Raw genomic sequence first — 14,533 nt, forward strand, 5'->3', positions numbered from 1 at the left:
TTCTCACCCGCAGTTATCACCATGGCCCGAGATTTGGCGAGGCCTGCCGTGGCGGACCGGAAGGCGAGCTACAGCCCCTCAAACAACGCCGTAGACACATACCGCTCCGCAAAGCTCGCAAGGATCACCACAATCGTCTTGCCCGCCATCTCCGGCCGCTTGCCGAGCTGGACGGCGGCGTGGGCGGCGGCGCCGGAGGAGATGCCGCCCGGGATGCCTTCGATCTTCGCGAGCTTGCGCGCCGTGGCGATGGCGTCGGTGTTGGAGACTTTCAGCACTTCATCGATCAGGCTCGTATCCGCATTGCCTGGAATGAAGCCTGCGCCGATGCCCTGGATCATGTGCGGGCCCGGCGCGCCGCCGGAGAGGACGGGCGAGGCTTCCGGCTCGACCGCGTACATTTTCAGCGAGGCCTTGCGCGGCTTCAGTACGCGGCCGCAGCCGGTGAAGGTGCCGCCGGTGCCGATGCCGGAAACAATCGCGTCCACCTTGCCATCCGTGTCCGCCCAGATTTCCTCGGCGGTGGTTTTCTCGTGGATGGCGGGGTTCGACGGATTGTCGAACTGGCTCGGCATCACGGCGCCGGGAATGGACTCCAAGAGCTCCTTCGCCTTGGCGATGGCGCCGCCCATCCCCTTCTCCTTCGGCGTCAGCTCCAGCTCGGCGCCGAGATAGGCGAGCATCTTGCGCCGCTCGATCGACATCGATTCCGGCATCGTCAGGATCAGCCGGTAGCCGCGCTGCGCGGCCACGAAGGCGAGGCCAATCCCGGTATTGCCGGAGGTCGGCTCGATCAGAGTGCCGCCGGGCTTCAGCTTGCCCTCGGCTTCGAGGCCGAGGATCATGGCGAGGCCGATCCGGTCCTTGACGCTGGCAAGCGGGTTGAAGAATTCGAGCTTGAAGAGAAGGTCGGCCTTGACGCCCTCGGCTTTCGCAAACTTCTCCGCCCGCACCAGGGGGGTCGAGCCGATGGTTTCTAGGATCGAGCCATAGACACGGCCGCGCGGGCCATCGAGCGTGACGCCGCCCTCGAGTTTCACGGTTCCGGACATGGGTGTCTCCCTTCAGAGATGAACTTGAAGGGAGATTATATCGGCCCCCGCGCGGGGATAGGCAACCGATGGGCGTGTTTAGGAGCGCTGAAGGGTCAGCACTTGGCGCAGCTGCCGCCGACGGATTCGAGCAGGCGTTCGTCGCGGTCCATGCCGGGCAGCGGCGTCGTCAGCAGGCGGTCGCCGACGAAGATGGAGTTGGCGCCAGCAAGCAGGCAAAGGGCTTGTCCTTCCTGGGTCATCTTCTCGCGGCCGGCCGAGAGGCGCACCCAGCTTTGAGGGAAGACGATGCGGCAGGTGGCGATGGCGCGGGCAAGCTCGACAGAGTCGATTTCCTCGCTGCCGGCGAGCGGCGTGCCCTTGATCGGCACGAGCTTGTTGACCGGAACGCTTTCCGGATGGGGCGTCAGTTTCGACAGCTCGTGGATGAGGCCGATACGGTCTTCACGCGTCTCGCCCATGCCAAGGATGCCGCCGCAGCAGAGCTTGATGCCGGCCTTTCGGCAGCGGCCGAGTGTTTCGAGACGATCTTCATAGGTCCGTGTCGTGATCACTTCGCCGTAATACTCGCGCGAGGTGTCGAGGTTGTGGTTGTAATAGTCGAGACCCGCTTCCTTGAGCGCCTCGGCCTGGCCGTCCTCGAGCATGCCGAGCGTGACGCAGGTTTCGAGGCCTTCTGCTTTGACCGCGGTGATCATCTCGGCGACCTTCGGCAGGTCGCGTTCCTTCAGCGAGCGCCAGGCGGCGCCCATGCAGAAACGGTCGGCGCCATTGGCTTTGGCGCGGCGGGCGGTTTCGACGACCTCGTCCAGCGGCATGAGTTTTTCGGCCTTGAGGCCGGTGTCGAACTTGGCCGACTGGCTGCAATAGCCGCAATCTTCCGGGCAGCCGCCGGTCTTGATCGACAGGAGCTGGGATTTCTGCACGGCGCCGTCCGGCCAATTGGCGGCCTTCACGGCGAGGGCGCGCGCGAAGAGCTGGTCAAGCGGGAGTTCGTAGACGGCGCGGATCTCGTCGCGCGTCCAGGTCTGGCGGGGGGAGAGATCGTTGGTCATGGAATTATCCTTGTGCGGAAGGTTCAGCCGATGACGCCGTTGATGGCGGCGCGGGCGGCGAGGGCGGGGCTCATCAGGTGGGTGCGTCCGCCCCGGCCCTGACGGCCTTCGAAATTGCGGTTGGATGTGGAGGCGCAGCGCTCGCCGGGGGCGAGGATGTCCGGGTTCATGCCGAGGCACATGGAACAGCCGGGCTCACGCCACTCGAAGCCGGCTTCGAGGAAGACGAGGTCGAGGCCTTCTTCTTCCGCCTGCGCCCGCACGAGGCCGGAGCCGGGCACGACCATGGCGCGCACACCTGGGGCGACCTTGTTGCCTTTGGCGATGGCGGCGGCGGCGCGCAGGTCTTCGATACGGCTGTTCGTGCAGGAGCCGATGAAGACACGCTGCACGGGCGTGCCGGCAATCGGCTTGCCGCCTTCGAGGCCCATATAGGCGAGGGCGCGTTCACAGGCGGCGGCCTTGACGGGGTCGGAAAAATCCTCCGGGCGCGGAATGATGCCGGAGAGCGGTATGCCCTGCTCCGGGCTGGTTCCCCAGGTGACCGTCGGCTCGACCTCTTCGCCCTTGATGTCGAGCACCGTGTCGAACACGGCGTCATCGTCGGAATGGAGCGTGGCCCAGTAGCGCTCCGCCATTTCCCAGGCGCCGCCTTTGGGCACGGAGGGGCGGCCTTTCATATAGGCGAAGGTGGTTTCGTCCGGCGCGACGAGACCGGCGCGGGCACCGCCTTCGATGGAGAGGTTGCAGAGGGTCATGCGCCCTTCCATCGTCAGCGCACGGACGGCTTCGCCGCGGTATTCGATGACATGGCCGGTGCCGCCGGCGGTGCCGGTGAGGGCGATGATGTGGAGGGCAAGATCCTTGGCGGTGACGCCCTCGCGCAGGCGGCCGGAGACGTTAACAGCCATGTTCTGCATTTTGCGGGCGCGCAGGGTTTGCGTGGCGAGCACATGCTCGACTTCTGACGTGCCGATGCCATGGGCGAGCGCGCCGAAGGCGCCGTGGGTGGAGGTGTGGCTGTCGCCGCAGACGATGGTCATGCCGGGCTGTGTGCGCCCCTGCTCCGGGCCGACGACGTGGACAATGCCGTTATTGATATCGCCCATCGGATAGAACCGGATGCCATGCTCAGCGACGTTGCGGGTGAGCGTCTCGAGCTGGTTGCGGGCTTCGGGGTCCTTGACGCCGGCGAGGCCGAGGGCCTGGTTCTCGGTGGGCGTGTTGTGATCGGCCACCGCGAGGGTGAGTTCCGGGCGGCGCACCTTGCGGCCAGCAGATTTCAGGCCGGCGAAGGCCTGGGGTGTGGTGACCTCATGGATGAGGTGCAGGTCGATATAGAGAAGGCTCTCGCCGGACGCAGGGTCGGTGTGGACGACATGCGCGTCCCAGATCTTGTCGTAGAGCGTCTTGCCGAGCATCGGGCCTCACTTTCGCGCCGCACAATAGCGGGGCGCCGGGCAGAGGGAAGACGCCCGCACAGCACTTTTTCAGGAGGCGCGCAAAATCTTTCCCCGTGCTGCGCCTTCCGGCACCCGGAGAGGCAATTCCTTCCCCGATGCAGGCGGAACGCAAAACGCCCCGGCGGTGAAGCCGGGGCGTCTGGTGTCAGGGATGGCCGTAGAGCCTATTCCTCGGCGGCAGGCGCCTCGGCAGCAGCGGCGGCTTCGGCAGCAGCCGCTGCTGCGGCCTTGTCGGCGCGCGTCTTGGCGGCGACTTCCTTGCGGGTTGCCTTTTCAGCATCCTTCTGGCGGCGGCGCTCGGTTTTCGAGACGGCGACCTCAACCGCTTCAATGCCATGGCCCGTGGTGCGCTCGGCGATACGGGCGCCTTTGCCCCGCAGGTCGCGCAGGTAGTAGAGTTTCGCACGGCGGACGCGGCCCTTGCGGACGACTTCGATCGAGTCGATCAGCGGGGAGACCACCGGGAAGACGCGCTCGACGCCTTCTCCGAAGGAAATCTTGCGGACCGTGAAGCTCTCGTTCAGGCCCTGGCCGGCGCGGGCGATGCACACGCCCTCATAGCGCTGGACGCGCTCACGGTCGCCTTCCTTGATCTTCACGTTCACGGCGAGGGTGTCGCCGGGCGAGAAGTGCGGGATTTTCTTGTCGCCGAGGACGCGCGCTGTTTCGGCTGCCTCAAGCTCTTTAATCAGGTTCATCGCCAGTCTCCGGCGCATTAGGGGTCGGGGTTTCGGAGTAAGCGGCGTATAAATCGGGGCGGCGGTCAAAAGTCAACGCCTTTGAGCGGCTGAGACGCCACTCTTCTATATGCTTGTGATTGCCGGACAGCAGAATGTCCGGAATCGGGCGACCTTCCCACTCCCGGGGCTGGGTGTACTGAGGGTGTTCGAGCAGACCCGTTTCGAAAGATTCCCCCGTCAGGGAGGCGGAATTGCCCGCCACACCGGGCAGGAGCCGGACGGCGGCCTCGACCATGGCCATGGCTGCCACATCCCCGCCCGCGAGGACAAAATCGCCCAACGACACCTCCTGCAGGCCCCGCGCCTCGATCACCCGCTCGTCCAGACCCTCGAACCGGCCGCAGAACAGGATGACGCCCGGCCCGGCCGCCCAGTCGCGGGCTTGTCGCTGGTTAAACCGGGGGCCGCGCGGGGAAAGGTAAACGAGGGGGCGGCCGTTCCGGGGCACGCTGTCGATGGCAGCAGCGGCCACATCGGCGCGCAGGACCAGGCCCGCTCCGCCCCCGGCCGGCGTGTCATCCACCTTGCGGTGCTTGCCGAGACCGCAAGAGCGCAGGTCCACGGTTTCCAGCGCCCACAGCCCCTCGGCCCGCGCCCGCCCGAGGATCGAGACGCCGAGCGGGCCGGGATAGGCCTCGGGCACGAGGGTGATGCAGGTGGCGGTGAAAATCATTCCAGTTGCAAACGTTGTAGATTGTGGAACTATCCCTCCTCAACAATTGTCATATCGGGGGGCGGCTATGCGTTGGTTGGTTGCGGTATTGTGTTCTGTTTTCCTTGGTGGATGCCAAACAGGTCCGAACTATTACGTCAATGTAAGCAGTATCACTGCTCCCGAAGTTCAATCGGGAATGACCTATAGGGTCTGGCCGGCCAACGACAATGTAAAGGTATCTGACCTGCAATTCCGGGAATACGCCGAACAAGTCTCAAGGGCTTTGGAACTCCGCGGCTTTAAGCGCGCTGCCGAACGCACGTTACCGGATGTGATTACTTTCCTCGACTATGGAATCGGCGCGCCGCAAACGCGCACCGGATCATACAACATGCCGGTTTATGGCCAAACTGGCGTTGCTTCCTCAACTACCACGACCACTGGAACAGCAACCGCCAATAGATTTGGCAACACTGTCTATGGAACTGGAACCGCCACCTCTACGACAACCAATACGCCACAGTACGGCGTTATTGGATCAACAACAAAAGTTTATTCGTACACAGAGTACACGAGATACATCAAAGTTGACGCGCACTTCACCTCTCGGTGGGAGCAAGAAAAGGAACTCGTCCCCGCGTTTACCACCGAGATTGTGAGCACAGGATCTAGTGGAGACCTGCGAAAGCTCTTTCCCATAATGCTTGCCGGCTCGTTGGACTACATTGCTTCAACCACGCAAGGCTATGTGCCAGTAACGTTGATTGAATCGGACCCACGGATTGCAGTGGTGATGGGGCTGCCGCCTGAATCGAAGTAAGCTAGTCTAGAAAGTTACCCGCCAACCGCGCTCTCGTCCGGCGTTGTATCCGGTCCGGCAACGTCTTTCGGCTTTTCGCTGCCGCCGTTGCCGATCATCAGCTCGCGTCCCGCCATCATGCCGCCGGTGAGCTGGAGGGCGAAGCGTTCCTCGTCGCGGCGGCGGACTTCCTCGATGGCGTCGTCGATGGCGGCTTCCGGTTCACCGAGCCTGTCGAGGGCGGCGCGGGCGAACTTGATGGCGGACTCGAAGGTTTCGCGGACGGGATAGTCGACCCCCGCCTTGACGAGTTGCAGGCCGTGATCGCGGTCATAGGCGCGGGCGAGCAGCAGGGCGTTCGGGAATTCGTGGCGCACGAGCTCGACAATCTTCGTGGCCGCCGCCTGATCGTCGATGCAGACGAGGACGAGCGAGGCATGATGCGCGCCCGCAGCGTGGAGGATGTCGAGACGCTGGCCGTCGCCGTACCAGACCTTGAAACCGAACTGCCCGGCAACGCGGATCATCTCTGGATCGTTGTCGATGGTAGTTATGGTGTAGCCGCGCGCGAGCAGCGGCTGGCTGACCACCTGGCCGAAGCGGCCGAAGCCGATGAGCAGCGCAGTGCCGCGCGCATCGTGCGGGGTTTCAACGCCGCTCGCGTCCACCTTGTTCTCCGGCATCAGCCGGTCGTGGATCAGGACGAAGAGCGGGGTCATCAGCATGGAGACGATGATGATGGCGGTCAGCATCGCGTTGCCTTCGAGCGTGATCAGGCCAACACCGAGCGCGGCGGCGTAAAGCACGAAGGCGAACTCGCCGCCCTGTGTCATCAGCACGGTGCGCTCAAGTGCTTCGCGGTGATCCGCCTTGAACAGGCGCGCAACGCCGTAGACGCCCCCGGCCTTAAGGATGGTGAAGGCAACGACGCTGATAACGATCAGCTGCCAGTTGTTCATCACCACGGTGATGTCGAGCGACATGCCGACCGCGAGGAAGAAGAGGCCGAGAAGGATGCCGCGGAAGGGTTCGACATCGGCTTCAAGCTCGTGACGGTAGGAGGATTCTGACAGCAGCACGCCGGCGAGGAAGGCACCCATCGCGGTGGAGAGGCCGCCAAGCTGCATCCACCAGGCGGCGCCGAGGACGACGAGCAGGGCGGCCGCTGTCATTACCTCGCGCGCGCGGGCAGCGGCGAGGACGCGGAAGATGGGGTTCAGCAGGTACCGCCCGGCGACCACGAGGCCGATGATGCACCCGGTTCCGATGGCGACGCCGGTGAGACGTTCGGTGATCGACACCTCCCCTGCCCCCGGCGCCAGGAAGGCGACGAGGGCGAGCAGCGGCACGATGGCGAGGTCTTCGAAGAGAAGGACCGAGACCATCTTCTGCCCGCGCGGTTTCGCAAGGTCGCCGCGTTCGTGCAGCATCTGCATGACGATGGCGGTGGAGGTGAGCACGAAGCCGGTGCCGGCGATCAGCGCTGTGGCCGGCGAATAGCCGAGCGCGATGCCGACCCAGGCGAGCAGGAACATGCAGACCCCGACCTGCGTCAGGCCGAGGCCGAAGATGTCCTTGCGCATCGACCAGAGCCTTGACGGCTGCATCTCGAGACCAACGATGAACAGGAACATCACCACGCCAAGTTCGGCGACGTGCAGGATCTGCGCAGGCTCCGTGAAGAAGCCGAAGCCGAACGGGCCGATCACGAGGCCGGCGGCGAGATAGCCGAGCACGGAGCCGACCCCGAGGCGCTTGAACAGGGGCACCGCGATGACGGCAGAGCCCAGCAGGATCACGAATGGCGCGAGGTCGACCGCGTGCGAGGCGTGTGATTCTGCGGCCATCAGCTGTCTCCCTTTGGAACAATCAGCCTTACAGGGCGATGTTCTCCGCGCAAGACAGGGCCGGTTGGTATGGATTTGTCAGTATTCTGAGGCATAAATCCGGGCAACAGCAGGAGAAACGCCCATGAAACCGTCCCGCCGCCAGATTCTTGCCGGTACCGGCCTCACCCTCGCCGCCGCCTCGCTCAGCGCGTGCGGCACGATCATGTATCCCGAGCGCAAGGGCCAGATCGACGGCAAGATCGACCCCACGGTGGCGATCCTGAACGGCATTGGCCTCCTCCTGTTCCTCGTGCCGGGCGTGATCGCCTTTGCGGTCGATTTCTCCAACGGAACGATCTACCTGCCGGGCACCCAGACCCGGGGCCGGCGCGCCGGCACGGATGATGTCAAGGAAGTTGCCTTCACGGGCGAGCTGACCCGCGCCCGCCTTGATGCAGCCTGGACCGAAACCTATGGGCACACCGCGCCGTTCCGGTTTGACGATCTGGAACAGCAGGCGGTGGCAGACCGAACGGCCCTGCACGCCGAACTGCACCGGCATGGCGCCGCACAGGTATTTGCGGGCTGACGCGCCGCGCAGATTGGAATCTTCCCCGCGCTGGACTAGGCAGGAGGCGAATGACCGACGCGCCTGCCCTTTCCGTGCTGATCCCCTTCTACAATGAAGCGGGCAACGTCCACCCCGTGATCGACGAGGTGCATGCCGCGCTGTCCGGCGTGCGGTTCGAGGTGATCTGCGTCAATGACTGCTCAGGCGACGCCACCGGCGAGGAGCTTGCCGAAGCGAAGGCGAAGTTTCCGGAGACAGTGACGGTGCTGACGCATGTTGCCCGCAAGGGGAAATCCGCCGCGCTGTTCACCGGACTGCGCGCCGTGCGCGGGGAATGGGTGCAGCTGCTCGATGGCGACGGGCAGAACGATCCGGCAGACACGGCCCGCCTGTGGCAGGCGATCATCGTGCCCGGCGCGCCGGCGCGGCTCGGCATCATCGCCGGCAAGCGCAACAGCCGGAACGATTCCGGTTTCAAATGGCTGCAATCGCGCATTGCCAATGGGGTGCGCCGTTTCGTGTTGCAGGATGACGCCACTGATACAGGCTGCGGCTGGAAGCTGATCCGTACACGGGCGTTTCAGGATCTGCCCTATTTTGCCTCGATGCACCGTTTCCTGCCGGCGCTGGTGAAACGGGCCGGATGGGATGTGCGCGAGGAACTCGTGAACGACCGAAGACGGCTTGCGGGCCAGTCGAAATACGGCTTCCTCGGCCGGCTGGGGGCGGGTCTGTTCGACCTTGTGGGCATGTTCTGGCTGGTCCGGCGCGGCGGATACGGGATCGCCGCCGAATGGGACGATCCGCGTATCGGCAATTAGCGCCGGCTAGTCTTCGTTGCGGGTGGCTTCGACGCCGCCGCCGCGGCCGCGCCCACCGGACTCGCCATTGCGGCTGTTCCCGCGGCCACTACCGGAGTCGCTGCGCGGCGTATCGCGGCGCGTTTCCCGAGGCGGTGGCGGGGGTGGCGGTGGAGGCGGAGAGGATACGGTCTGCGGACGGCCGCCGCCGGAAGGCTGGCTGAATCCTCCGCCTCCGGACCAACCGCCACCGCGGCCCGCATCACCGCTCCCGCCGCGGCCGGAGCCGCCACGGCCCGCGCCTTCATCATTGCCTCGGCCACCGCCGCGCCAGCCATCATTGTTGCCGCCGCGCCCACCGGAACCGGGGCCGCCGGCCAGGCCATCGTCATTGCCGCGGCCGCCCCTGCCCGGGCGCGAGTCGCGCGGAATGTCCGCTGGCGGAGGAGTCGTTACGACGCTGGTGCCAGCGCCGGGGCTTCTGCCGCCGCCGCTTCCACGGCCATCCCGATCGCCCCGGCTGTCGCGGCCATCGCCGGTGCCTGGCCGCCAGTCACGGCCATCCCGATTGGTACGCGGATCATTCGGAACAGGTGTGACAGTGCCGGAACCGCCGGCGCCAGGTCCCCAGCGATCACCAGGAACGTCGCGTGTTGGCGGGCGTTCATCCCGTCCGCCGCCGCGGCCATCACTTCCGCGGCCACCACGTCCATCATTGTCTCCGGGGCGCCAGTCGCGTCCACCCCTACCGTCACGCCCATCGCGACCGTCCCGGTTGTCACGCCAGTCGTGGCCACCATTCCGACCGTCACGCCAGCTCCAGTGACCATCGCGGCGGCTTGGCCGCTTCCAGTCCCAGCCGATCCAGTAGTCATTTATGATGGACGGGCGACGCGGCTTGTAACGCGTGTAAGTGTAACGGACCGTGCCGCGCGGACCCCAGGCGAAGCCGTAGGGGTCATATCCCCAGACGGGGTTGTAATAGCCGTAGCGGTAATAGTCCGGCGAGTAGCCGAAATGCGAGACGCTGAGGCCCCAGGAACTGGCATAGCCGTAGTTCCAGGTGTCGTAGCCATAGGTCTCGTTATGGGCGTAGCGTATGTAGCCGTAGTTATCGCGCGAGAACATCAGACCGTGGCGCGCTTCGGTGTATTCATAGATCGGGCGCACGGACGTGACGCGGCCGGAGAGGCCGAACCAGCTCAGATCATCGACATCTTCGGTGATGAACACGCAGCGGCCGGTGAAGTTCTTGTGCTCGCAGAGTTCCCACTGGCCACCGAAGACGGCGACCGAACGCGGCCGGTCGTTGAAACGCAGGTCGCTCAGAGTGGCGAAGGGGTCGAAGACATCCCGGATCTCGCCATAGAAGTATTTCTCGCTGAACAGGGCGATCGCCGCAGGATAGTCCTCCCCATAGCCCTGCGCGAGTGCAGCGGGTGTTGCCAGGATGGCAGGCAGAGCGATGGCGGCAACGGCGCGCAGGGAATAGCGGCGCATGCGGACTCCTTTCGTCCATTTCACCTGCAAAATGACACGGGCGATATGAACCGCTCGCAACAATGGTGCCGGAAGCTGCTATTCTTCTGCAGACGCCCAGGCGGCGAGATCCGGGATCACGACCCGCCGGCCGGGGATATCCACAACCGGCACATCCGCCTGCGTGAAGGGCACGAATATCGTTGAAGCCTGCCCGGTCAGCTCGATTTCCAGAAGGTCACCCGCGCCGAAATCCTGAACGGCGCGCACTCGCCCGGTAGGCGAGTCACCGGTGGAATAGACCGCAAGCCCGGCGAGATCCTCGATATAGAACTCCCCCTCCTCTGCCGCCGGCAGGGCAGCGCGCGGCACATGCAGGATCCGCCCGCGCAGGGCGTCCCAGTCTTCCTTCTGCTTCTGCTCCTTCGGGCGCACGATGAAATGGTCCTTGCCCGGGCGGGCGGATTTCGGCGTCAGCAGAACGGCGCCGGTCTCGTCGAGCAGCGGGCCGTAGCCGAACACCGCCTCCGGATCGGCCGTCAGGCTTTTCACGCGCACTTCGCCGCGTACACCGTGGGCGCCCTTCAGGACGCCCACGGCAATCAGCTTGTCTTTGTCAGGCTTCGTCATGCGCCGCTTCTAGCGGCAGAGCACGTCGGAGAGAACACTTCCCGGTGCCTTGTAGACCGCTTCATAAAAGCCCTGGTCCTGGCAGAAGCGCGTGGCGGCACCGGACGTGTTGGAAATCCGCTGGCCGCGCGGGGTGACCGGGGCCGGGAAGAAGACGGTCTGCTCGCCCTGGATGCCCTTCGCCGGACCGCCGCCCGGAGGGAAGCCCGGTGTGGTGACCGGCGGACGCCACGGGCCTTCCTTACGCACGTCATACTTGCGGAAGGAGGAGATGCGGTCATTCAGGCCGATGGCGCCGAGGTCGGAAACGGAGGCATCGATGAACTCGCACTGGCCGCGATAGTCATTGTCGGCGCAGACGAGCCAGGTGCCGCGATTGACGATCACGGAGCTGGCCGTGTCGTTGAAGCGGAACTGGCTGAGGCTGGCCTCACCCTGATCGAAACCGAGGAAGGGGCCACGGAAATTGCCGTCTGCGAAGAAGGCGATGTCGTAGCTGCGCGGGCCCTTGTCATAGGCGGTGACCTGCGCCGAGGAGATGCTGCCCGACAGGCCGATCTCACCGAGATTGCGGACCGTGCGATCCACATACTCGCAGCGGCCCCGGAGATTTGCGTCGGCGCACAGCAGCCAGACGCCGCCCTTCACCTCGACGCTGCGGGCCTTGTCGTTGAACCGGATATTGCCGAAATTGTATTCGTCTGCGGAAAGCTCGACGGATGTGCCGCGCAGGTTCGTGTCCGAATAGAGCACGATACGCGCCGGGCCCGACGAGGGCGGGCGCCAGCGGGCGCTGTCGGTATCCTCCTTCTGGGCCATGGCGGCGGGCGCGGCGGCCAGCATCAGCAAGGCGGCAGCAAGCAAAGACGGAGCAAACAGGGTGCGGGTCATGGGGTAAACTCCAGATTACGGACCTCTTCTGCCCGGTCTTGCCTGAACGCGCCATGCCGGCGCCGTTGGCCAGCGTTCAGCCTTGAAAACAAACAGCCAGCGCCCGGTGGGGACGCTGGCTGCGGATTTGCCTCAGCAGAGGGAAGGGCTTAGCCTTCGGCCGGCTCGGCAGCAGCGGCGGCTTTGGCAGCAGCCTTGTCGGCCCGCTCTTTCGCGCGCTCCTGGGCTTTCTTGCCCGGCTCGGCTTTCTTCGGGTTGTTGCCGTTGGTCCATGTCGCGACCGGCTTGCCGCCGGCTTCGACTTTCGAGAGGAAGCGGGCGACGCGGTCGGTCGGCTGGGCGCCCTTGCGGATCCACTCGGCGGCTTTCTCGGCGTCGACCTTCACGCGGTCGGCGGAGTCTTTGGCGAGGCGCGGATCATAGGTGCCGATCTTCTCGATGAAGCGGCCGTCGCGCGGGGCGCGGGCGTCGGCGACGACGATCGAGTAGAAGGGGCGTTTTTTCGAGCCGCCACGGGCGAGCCGGATTTTGAGTGACATGGGGGTTCTCCTGAAGTTTGTCTCTCGGGGTTCTTGGTGTTCTATTCGGCCTCTTGGCCGCGGATCTGTTCATGATGACGGATCACTTCCGCCACGATGAAGGCGATGATTTTCTCGGCGAAGGCCGGGTCGAGCCCGGATTCGTTCGCGAGGCGGCGCAGACGCTCGACCTGCTGCGCCTCGCGGGATTTGTCCGCAGGCGGCATATCGTGGAGCACCTTCAGCTTGCCGACCTGCTGGGTCAGCTTGAAGCGCTCGGCCAGCGTGTGGATGAGGATCGAGTCCATGTTGTCGATGGACGCGCGCAGCTGGTTCAGCTGGAACAGGGCGAGGGTCTGGTCGGGATTGGTCATTTCTTCTTCGTCCCTCCGGGAAGACCGGGCAGCGAGCCGCCACCGAGGCCGGGTAGTCCGCCTGCGGAGGGTCCGCCCATTCCGGGCATGCCGCCCGGAAGACCGCCACCCATGCCGCCGCCGCCCATCTTGGCAAGGTCTGCGGGGGAAATGCCGGCCTGCTGCGCCATGCCGAGCATGTTCTTCATTCCGCCCTTGGTGCGCATCTTCTTCATCATCGTCGCCATCTGAAGGTGCATCTTCAGCAGCTTGTTGATTTCGGAGACTTCCACACCGGCGCCCGCCGCGACGCGCTTCTTGCGCGAGGCGTTAAGCAGCGCAGGCTTGCGGCGTTCGGCTTTCGTCATCGACAGGATGATCGCTTCCTGACGCTTCAGTATATTGTCGTTGAGGTTGGCGCCGGCCATCGCTTCCTTGGCTTTGCGCACGCCGGGCATCATGCCCATGATGCCGCCGATACCGCCCATGCGCTGCATCTGGCGCAGCTGCTCGGCGAGGTCTTCAAGGTCAAACTCGCCTTTCTTGAGCTTGGCCGCCATCCGTTCGGCCTTCTCGGCATCGAACTGTTCTGCGGCCTTCTCGACGAGGCTGACGATATCCCCCTGCCCGAGGATGCGGCCGGCGACGCGCTTGGCGTCGAACGTGTCGAGACCGTCGAGCTTCTCGCCGACGCCGAGGAACTTGATTGGCAGGCCGGTGACCGCGCGCATGGAGAGCGCCGCGCCGCCCCGCCCGTCGCCGTCCATCCGTGTCAGGACAAGTCCGGTGAGCGGCAGGCGTTCGTGGAACCGTTTGGCGGTTTCGACCGCGTCCTGGCCGGTGAGGGCGTCAGCAACGAGAAGGACTTCGGAAGGATTGGCGATGGCGGCGATCTCGGCCGCCTCGGACATCATCTGCTCGTCGATCGAGGTACGACCTGCGGTGTCGAGGAAGAGAACATCATAGCCGCCGATCTTCGCGGCCTGCACGGCGCGGCGGGCAATGTCTGCCGGCAGCTGGCCAGGGATGATCGGCAGGGAGGAGACGAGATCGCCCGCCTGCCCTGCCAGGATGGCGAGCTGTTCCATCGCCGCCGGGCGGCGCACGTCGAGCGAGGCGAGGAGGATTTTCTTCTTGCCGCGATCGGCAAGGCGCTTGGCGATCTTGCCGGTCGTGGTGGTCTTACCCGAGCCTTGGAGGCCCGCCATCATCACGACTGCCGGGGGGACGTCGACGCGCAGGTGGGATTCGTCCTCGTCCGCGCCCAGCATGTCGACCAACGCGTCATAGACGATCTTCACGACCTGCTGGCCGGGCTTTACCGAGCGAATGACTTCCTCGCCGACGGCGCGGGTCTTTACCTTGTCGATGAAGTCCTTGACCACGGGCAGCGCCACGTCCGCCTCGAGCAGGGCCACCCTGATTTCGCGCAGGGCTTCGCCGACATCCTTTTCGGACAGCGCGCCGCGACCCGTAAGGCCGTCAAAGATACTGCCAAGGCGTTCGCTCAGGGTGTCGAACATCAAAAACTCTCCTCATCGGCGCACAAAGCAGAAAATCCCCGCCGGGCGAGCCTTCGCCGGGCAGGGGGCCCCGCCGCCTCCCGTTCCATAAAGGAACATGTGCTGGTCAGAGCGCGCTTCTTCAATGCGCGAGATGTGCGGGCCGTAAAGCACGGCCTTTTCCACAGGTCAAGGA

Annotated in this window: 15 protein-coding genes; 3 read left to right on the forward strand and 12 right to left on the reverse strand. The window is 65.0% G+C overall.

Annotation, left to right across the window (positions count from 1 at the left end; all coding sequences use genetic code 11):
* Positions 1-68: 68 nt before the first annotated feature.
* The 5 genes from cysK to trmD form a co-directional block, all read right to left on the reverse strand.
* Positions 69-1,052, reverse strand: coding sequence for a cysteine synthase A (cysK, locus tag ACK4TE_RS02610; RefSeq protein ID WP_409909915.1), 984 nt, complete (start codon positions 1,050-1,052; stop codon positions 69-71).
* Between the two features lie 95 nt (positions 1,053-1,147).
* Complete coding sequence (gene bioB, locus ACK4TE_RS02615; protein ID WP_409909916.1) at positions 1,148-2,107, reverse strand: biotin synthase BioB; 960 nt, start codon at positions 2,105-2,107, stop codon at positions 1,148-1,150.
* Positions 2,108-2,130: 23 nt separating this feature from the next.
* Entirely contained in the window at positions 2,131-3,528 is a 1,398-nt protein-coding gene (leuC, locus tag ACK4TE_RS02620) for a 3-isopropylmalate dehydratase large subunit (RefSeq protein WP_409909917.1), read from the reverse strand.
* Between the two features lie 206 nt (positions 3,529-3,734).
* Complete coding sequence (gene rplS, locus ACK4TE_RS02625) at positions 3,735-4,268, reverse strand: 50S ribosomal protein L19 (protein ID WP_409909918.1); 534 nt, start codon at positions 4,266-4,268, stop codon at positions 3,735-3,737.
* Positions 4,255-4,983, reverse strand: coding sequence for a tRNA (guanosine(37)-N1)-methyltransferase TrmD (gene trmD / locus ACK4TE_RS02630; protein WP_409909919.1), 729 nt, complete (start codon positions 4,981-4,983; stop codon positions 4,255-4,257). Before trmD ends, rplS begins: the two co-directional genes overlap by 14 nt.
* 67 nt (positions 4,984-5,050) lie before the next feature.
* On the opposite strand from trmD, the gene ACK4TE_RS02635 reads away from it, so the two are divergent.
* Positions 5,051-5,785, forward strand: a complete 735-nt coding sequence (locus ACK4TE_RS02635) for a hypothetical protein (protein WP_409909920.1) — start codon at positions 5,051-5,053, stop codon at positions 5,783-5,785.
* A gap of 14 nt (positions 5,786-5,799) precedes the next feature.
* Here the strand turns inward: ACK4TE_RS02635 and ACK4TE_RS02640 are convergent, their stop codons facing one another.
* Positions 5,800-7,611 (reverse strand): monovalent cation:proton antiporter-2 (CPA2) family protein, encoded by a 1,812-nt coding sequence (locus tag ACK4TE_RS02640; protein ID WP_409909921.1) that lies wholly within the window; start codon positions 7,609-7,611, stop codon positions 5,800-5,802.
* Between the two features lie 124 nt (positions 7,612-7,735).
* Between ACK4TE_RS02640 and ACK4TE_RS02645 the strand changes: the two genes are divergently transcribed.
* Together ACK4TE_RS02645 and ACK4TE_RS02650 are read left to right on the forward strand one after the other, a co-directional pair.
* Positions 7,736-8,182, forward strand: coding sequence for a hypothetical protein (locus ACK4TE_RS02645; RefSeq protein WP_409909922.1), 447 nt, complete (start codon positions 7,736-7,738; stop codon positions 8,180-8,182).
* A gap of 50 nt (positions 8,183-8,232) precedes the next feature.
* A complete protein-coding gene (locus ACK4TE_RS02650; protein WP_409909923.1) occupies positions 8,233-8,985 on the forward strand; it encodes a glycosyltransferase family 2 protein in 753 nt (250 codons plus the stop codon).
* 6 nt (positions 8,986-8,991) lie between these two features.
* Here the strand turns inward: ACK4TE_RS02650 and ACK4TE_RS02655 are convergent, their stop codons facing one another.
* The 6 genes from ACK4TE_RS02655 to ffh all read right to left on the reverse strand — a co-directional run bounded on the left by ACK4TE_RS02655 (position 8,992) and on the right by ffh (position 14,358).
* Positions 8,992-10,464 (reverse strand): beta/gamma crystallin-related protein, encoded by a 1,473-nt coding sequence (locus ACK4TE_RS02655; protein WP_409909924.1) that lies wholly within the window; start codon positions 10,462-10,464, stop codon positions 8,992-8,994.
* Positions 10,465-10,542: 78 nt separating this feature from the next.
* Complete coding sequence (rimM, locus tag ACK4TE_RS02660) at positions 10,543-11,073, reverse strand: ribosome maturation factor RimM (protein ID WP_409909925.1); 531 nt, start codon at positions 11,071-11,073, stop codon at positions 10,543-10,545.
* Positions 11,074-11,082: 9 nt separating this feature from the next.
* Entirely contained in the window at positions 11,083-11,964 is an 882-nt protein-coding gene (locus ACK4TE_RS02665; RefSeq protein WP_409909926.1) for a beta/gamma crystallin-related protein, read from the reverse strand.
* A gap of 149 nt (positions 11,965-12,113) precedes the next feature.
* Positions 12,114-12,503: a 30S ribosomal protein S16 gene (gene rpsP / locus ACK4TE_RS02670; protein WP_409909927.1), complete on the reverse strand. Its 390-nt coding sequence runs from the start codon at positions 12,501-12,503 to the stop codon at positions 12,114-12,116.
* A 41-nt stretch (positions 12,504-12,544) separates the two neighbouring features.
* Positions 12,545-12,856, reverse strand: a complete 312-nt coding sequence (locus ACK4TE_RS02675) for a chorismate mutase (protein WP_409909928.1) — start codon at positions 12,854-12,856, stop codon at positions 12,545-12,547.
* On the reverse strand, positions 12,853-14,358 hold the full coding sequence (gene ffh / locus ACK4TE_RS02680) for a signal recognition particle protein (RefSeq protein ID WP_409909929.1): 1,506 nt from the start codon (positions 14,356-14,358) through the stop codon (positions 12,853-12,855). Before ffh ends, ACK4TE_RS02675 begins: the two co-directional genes overlap by 4 nt.
* Positions 14,359-14,533: the final 175 nt, after the last annotated feature.

The sequence above is a fragment of the Hyphomonas sp. genome (assembly GCF_046313975.1).
In the GTDB taxonomy this organism is placed as follows: Bacteria; Pseudomonadota; Alphaproteobacteria; order Caulobacterales; family Hyphomonadaceae; genus Hyphomonas.

What these genes read in the sequence shown, in the direction of transcription:
- cysK (WP_409909915.1), bottom strand. Translation starts at nt 1,052, where the DNA reads ATGTCCGGAACCGTGAAACTCGAGGGCGGCGTCACGCTCGATGGCCCG.
- bioB (WP_409909916.1), bottom strand. Translation starts at nt 2,107, where the DNA reads ATGACCAACGATCTCTCCCCCCGCCAGACCTGGACGCGCGACGAGATC.
- leuC (WP_409909917.1), bottom strand. Translation starts at nt 3,528, where the DNA reads ATGCTCGGCAAGACGCTCTACGACAAGATCTGGGACGCGCATGTCGTC.
- rplS (WP_409909918.1), bottom strand. Translation starts at nt 4,268, where the DNA reads ATGAACCTGATTAAAGAGCTTGAGGCAGCCGAAACAGCGCGCGTCCTC.
- trmD (WP_409909919.1), bottom strand. Translation starts at nt 4,983, where the DNA reads ATGATTTTCACCGCCACCTGCATCACCCTCGTGCCCGAGGCCTATCCC.
- ACK4TE_RS02635 (WP_409909920.1), top strand. Translation starts at nt 5,051, where the DNA reads ATGCGTTGGTTGGTTGCGGTATTGTGTTCTGTTTTCCTTGGTGGATGC.
- ACK4TE_RS02640 (WP_409909921.1), bottom strand. Translation starts at nt 7,611, where the DNA reads ATGGCCGCAGAATCACACGCCTCGCACGCGGTCGACCTCGCGCCATTC.
- ACK4TE_RS02645 (WP_409909922.1), top strand. Translation starts at nt 7,736, where the DNA reads ATGAAACCGTCCCGCCGCCAGATTCTTGCCGGTACCGGCCTCACCCTC.
- ACK4TE_RS02650 (WP_409909923.1), top strand. Translation starts at nt 8,233, where the DNA reads ATGACCGACGCGCCTGCCCTTTCCGTGCTGATCCCCTTCTACAATGAA.
- ACK4TE_RS02655 (WP_409909924.1), bottom strand. Translation starts at nt 10,464, where the DNA reads ATGCGCCGCTATTCCCTGCGCGCCGTTGCCGCCATCGCTCTGCCTGCC.
- rimM (WP_409909925.1), bottom strand. Translation starts at nt 11,073, where the DNA reads ATGACGAAGCCTGACAAAGACAAGCTGATTGCCGTGGGCGTCCTGAAG.
- ACK4TE_RS02665 (WP_409909926.1), bottom strand. Translation starts at nt 11,964, where the DNA reads ATGACCCGCACCCTGTTTGCTCCGTCTTTGCTTGCTGCCGCCTTGCTG.
- rpsP (WP_409909927.1), bottom strand. Translation starts at nt 12,503, where the DNA reads ATGTCACTCAAAATCCGGCTCGCCCGTGGCGGCTCGAAAAAACGCCCC.
- ACK4TE_RS02675 (WP_409909928.1), bottom strand. Translation starts at nt 12,856, where the DNA reads ATGACCAATCCCGACCAGACCCTCGCCCTGTTCCAGCTGAACCAGCTG.
- ffh (WP_409909929.1), bottom strand. Translation starts at nt 14,358, where the DNA reads ATGTTCGACACCCTGAGCGAACGCCTTGGCAGTATCTTTGACGGCCTT.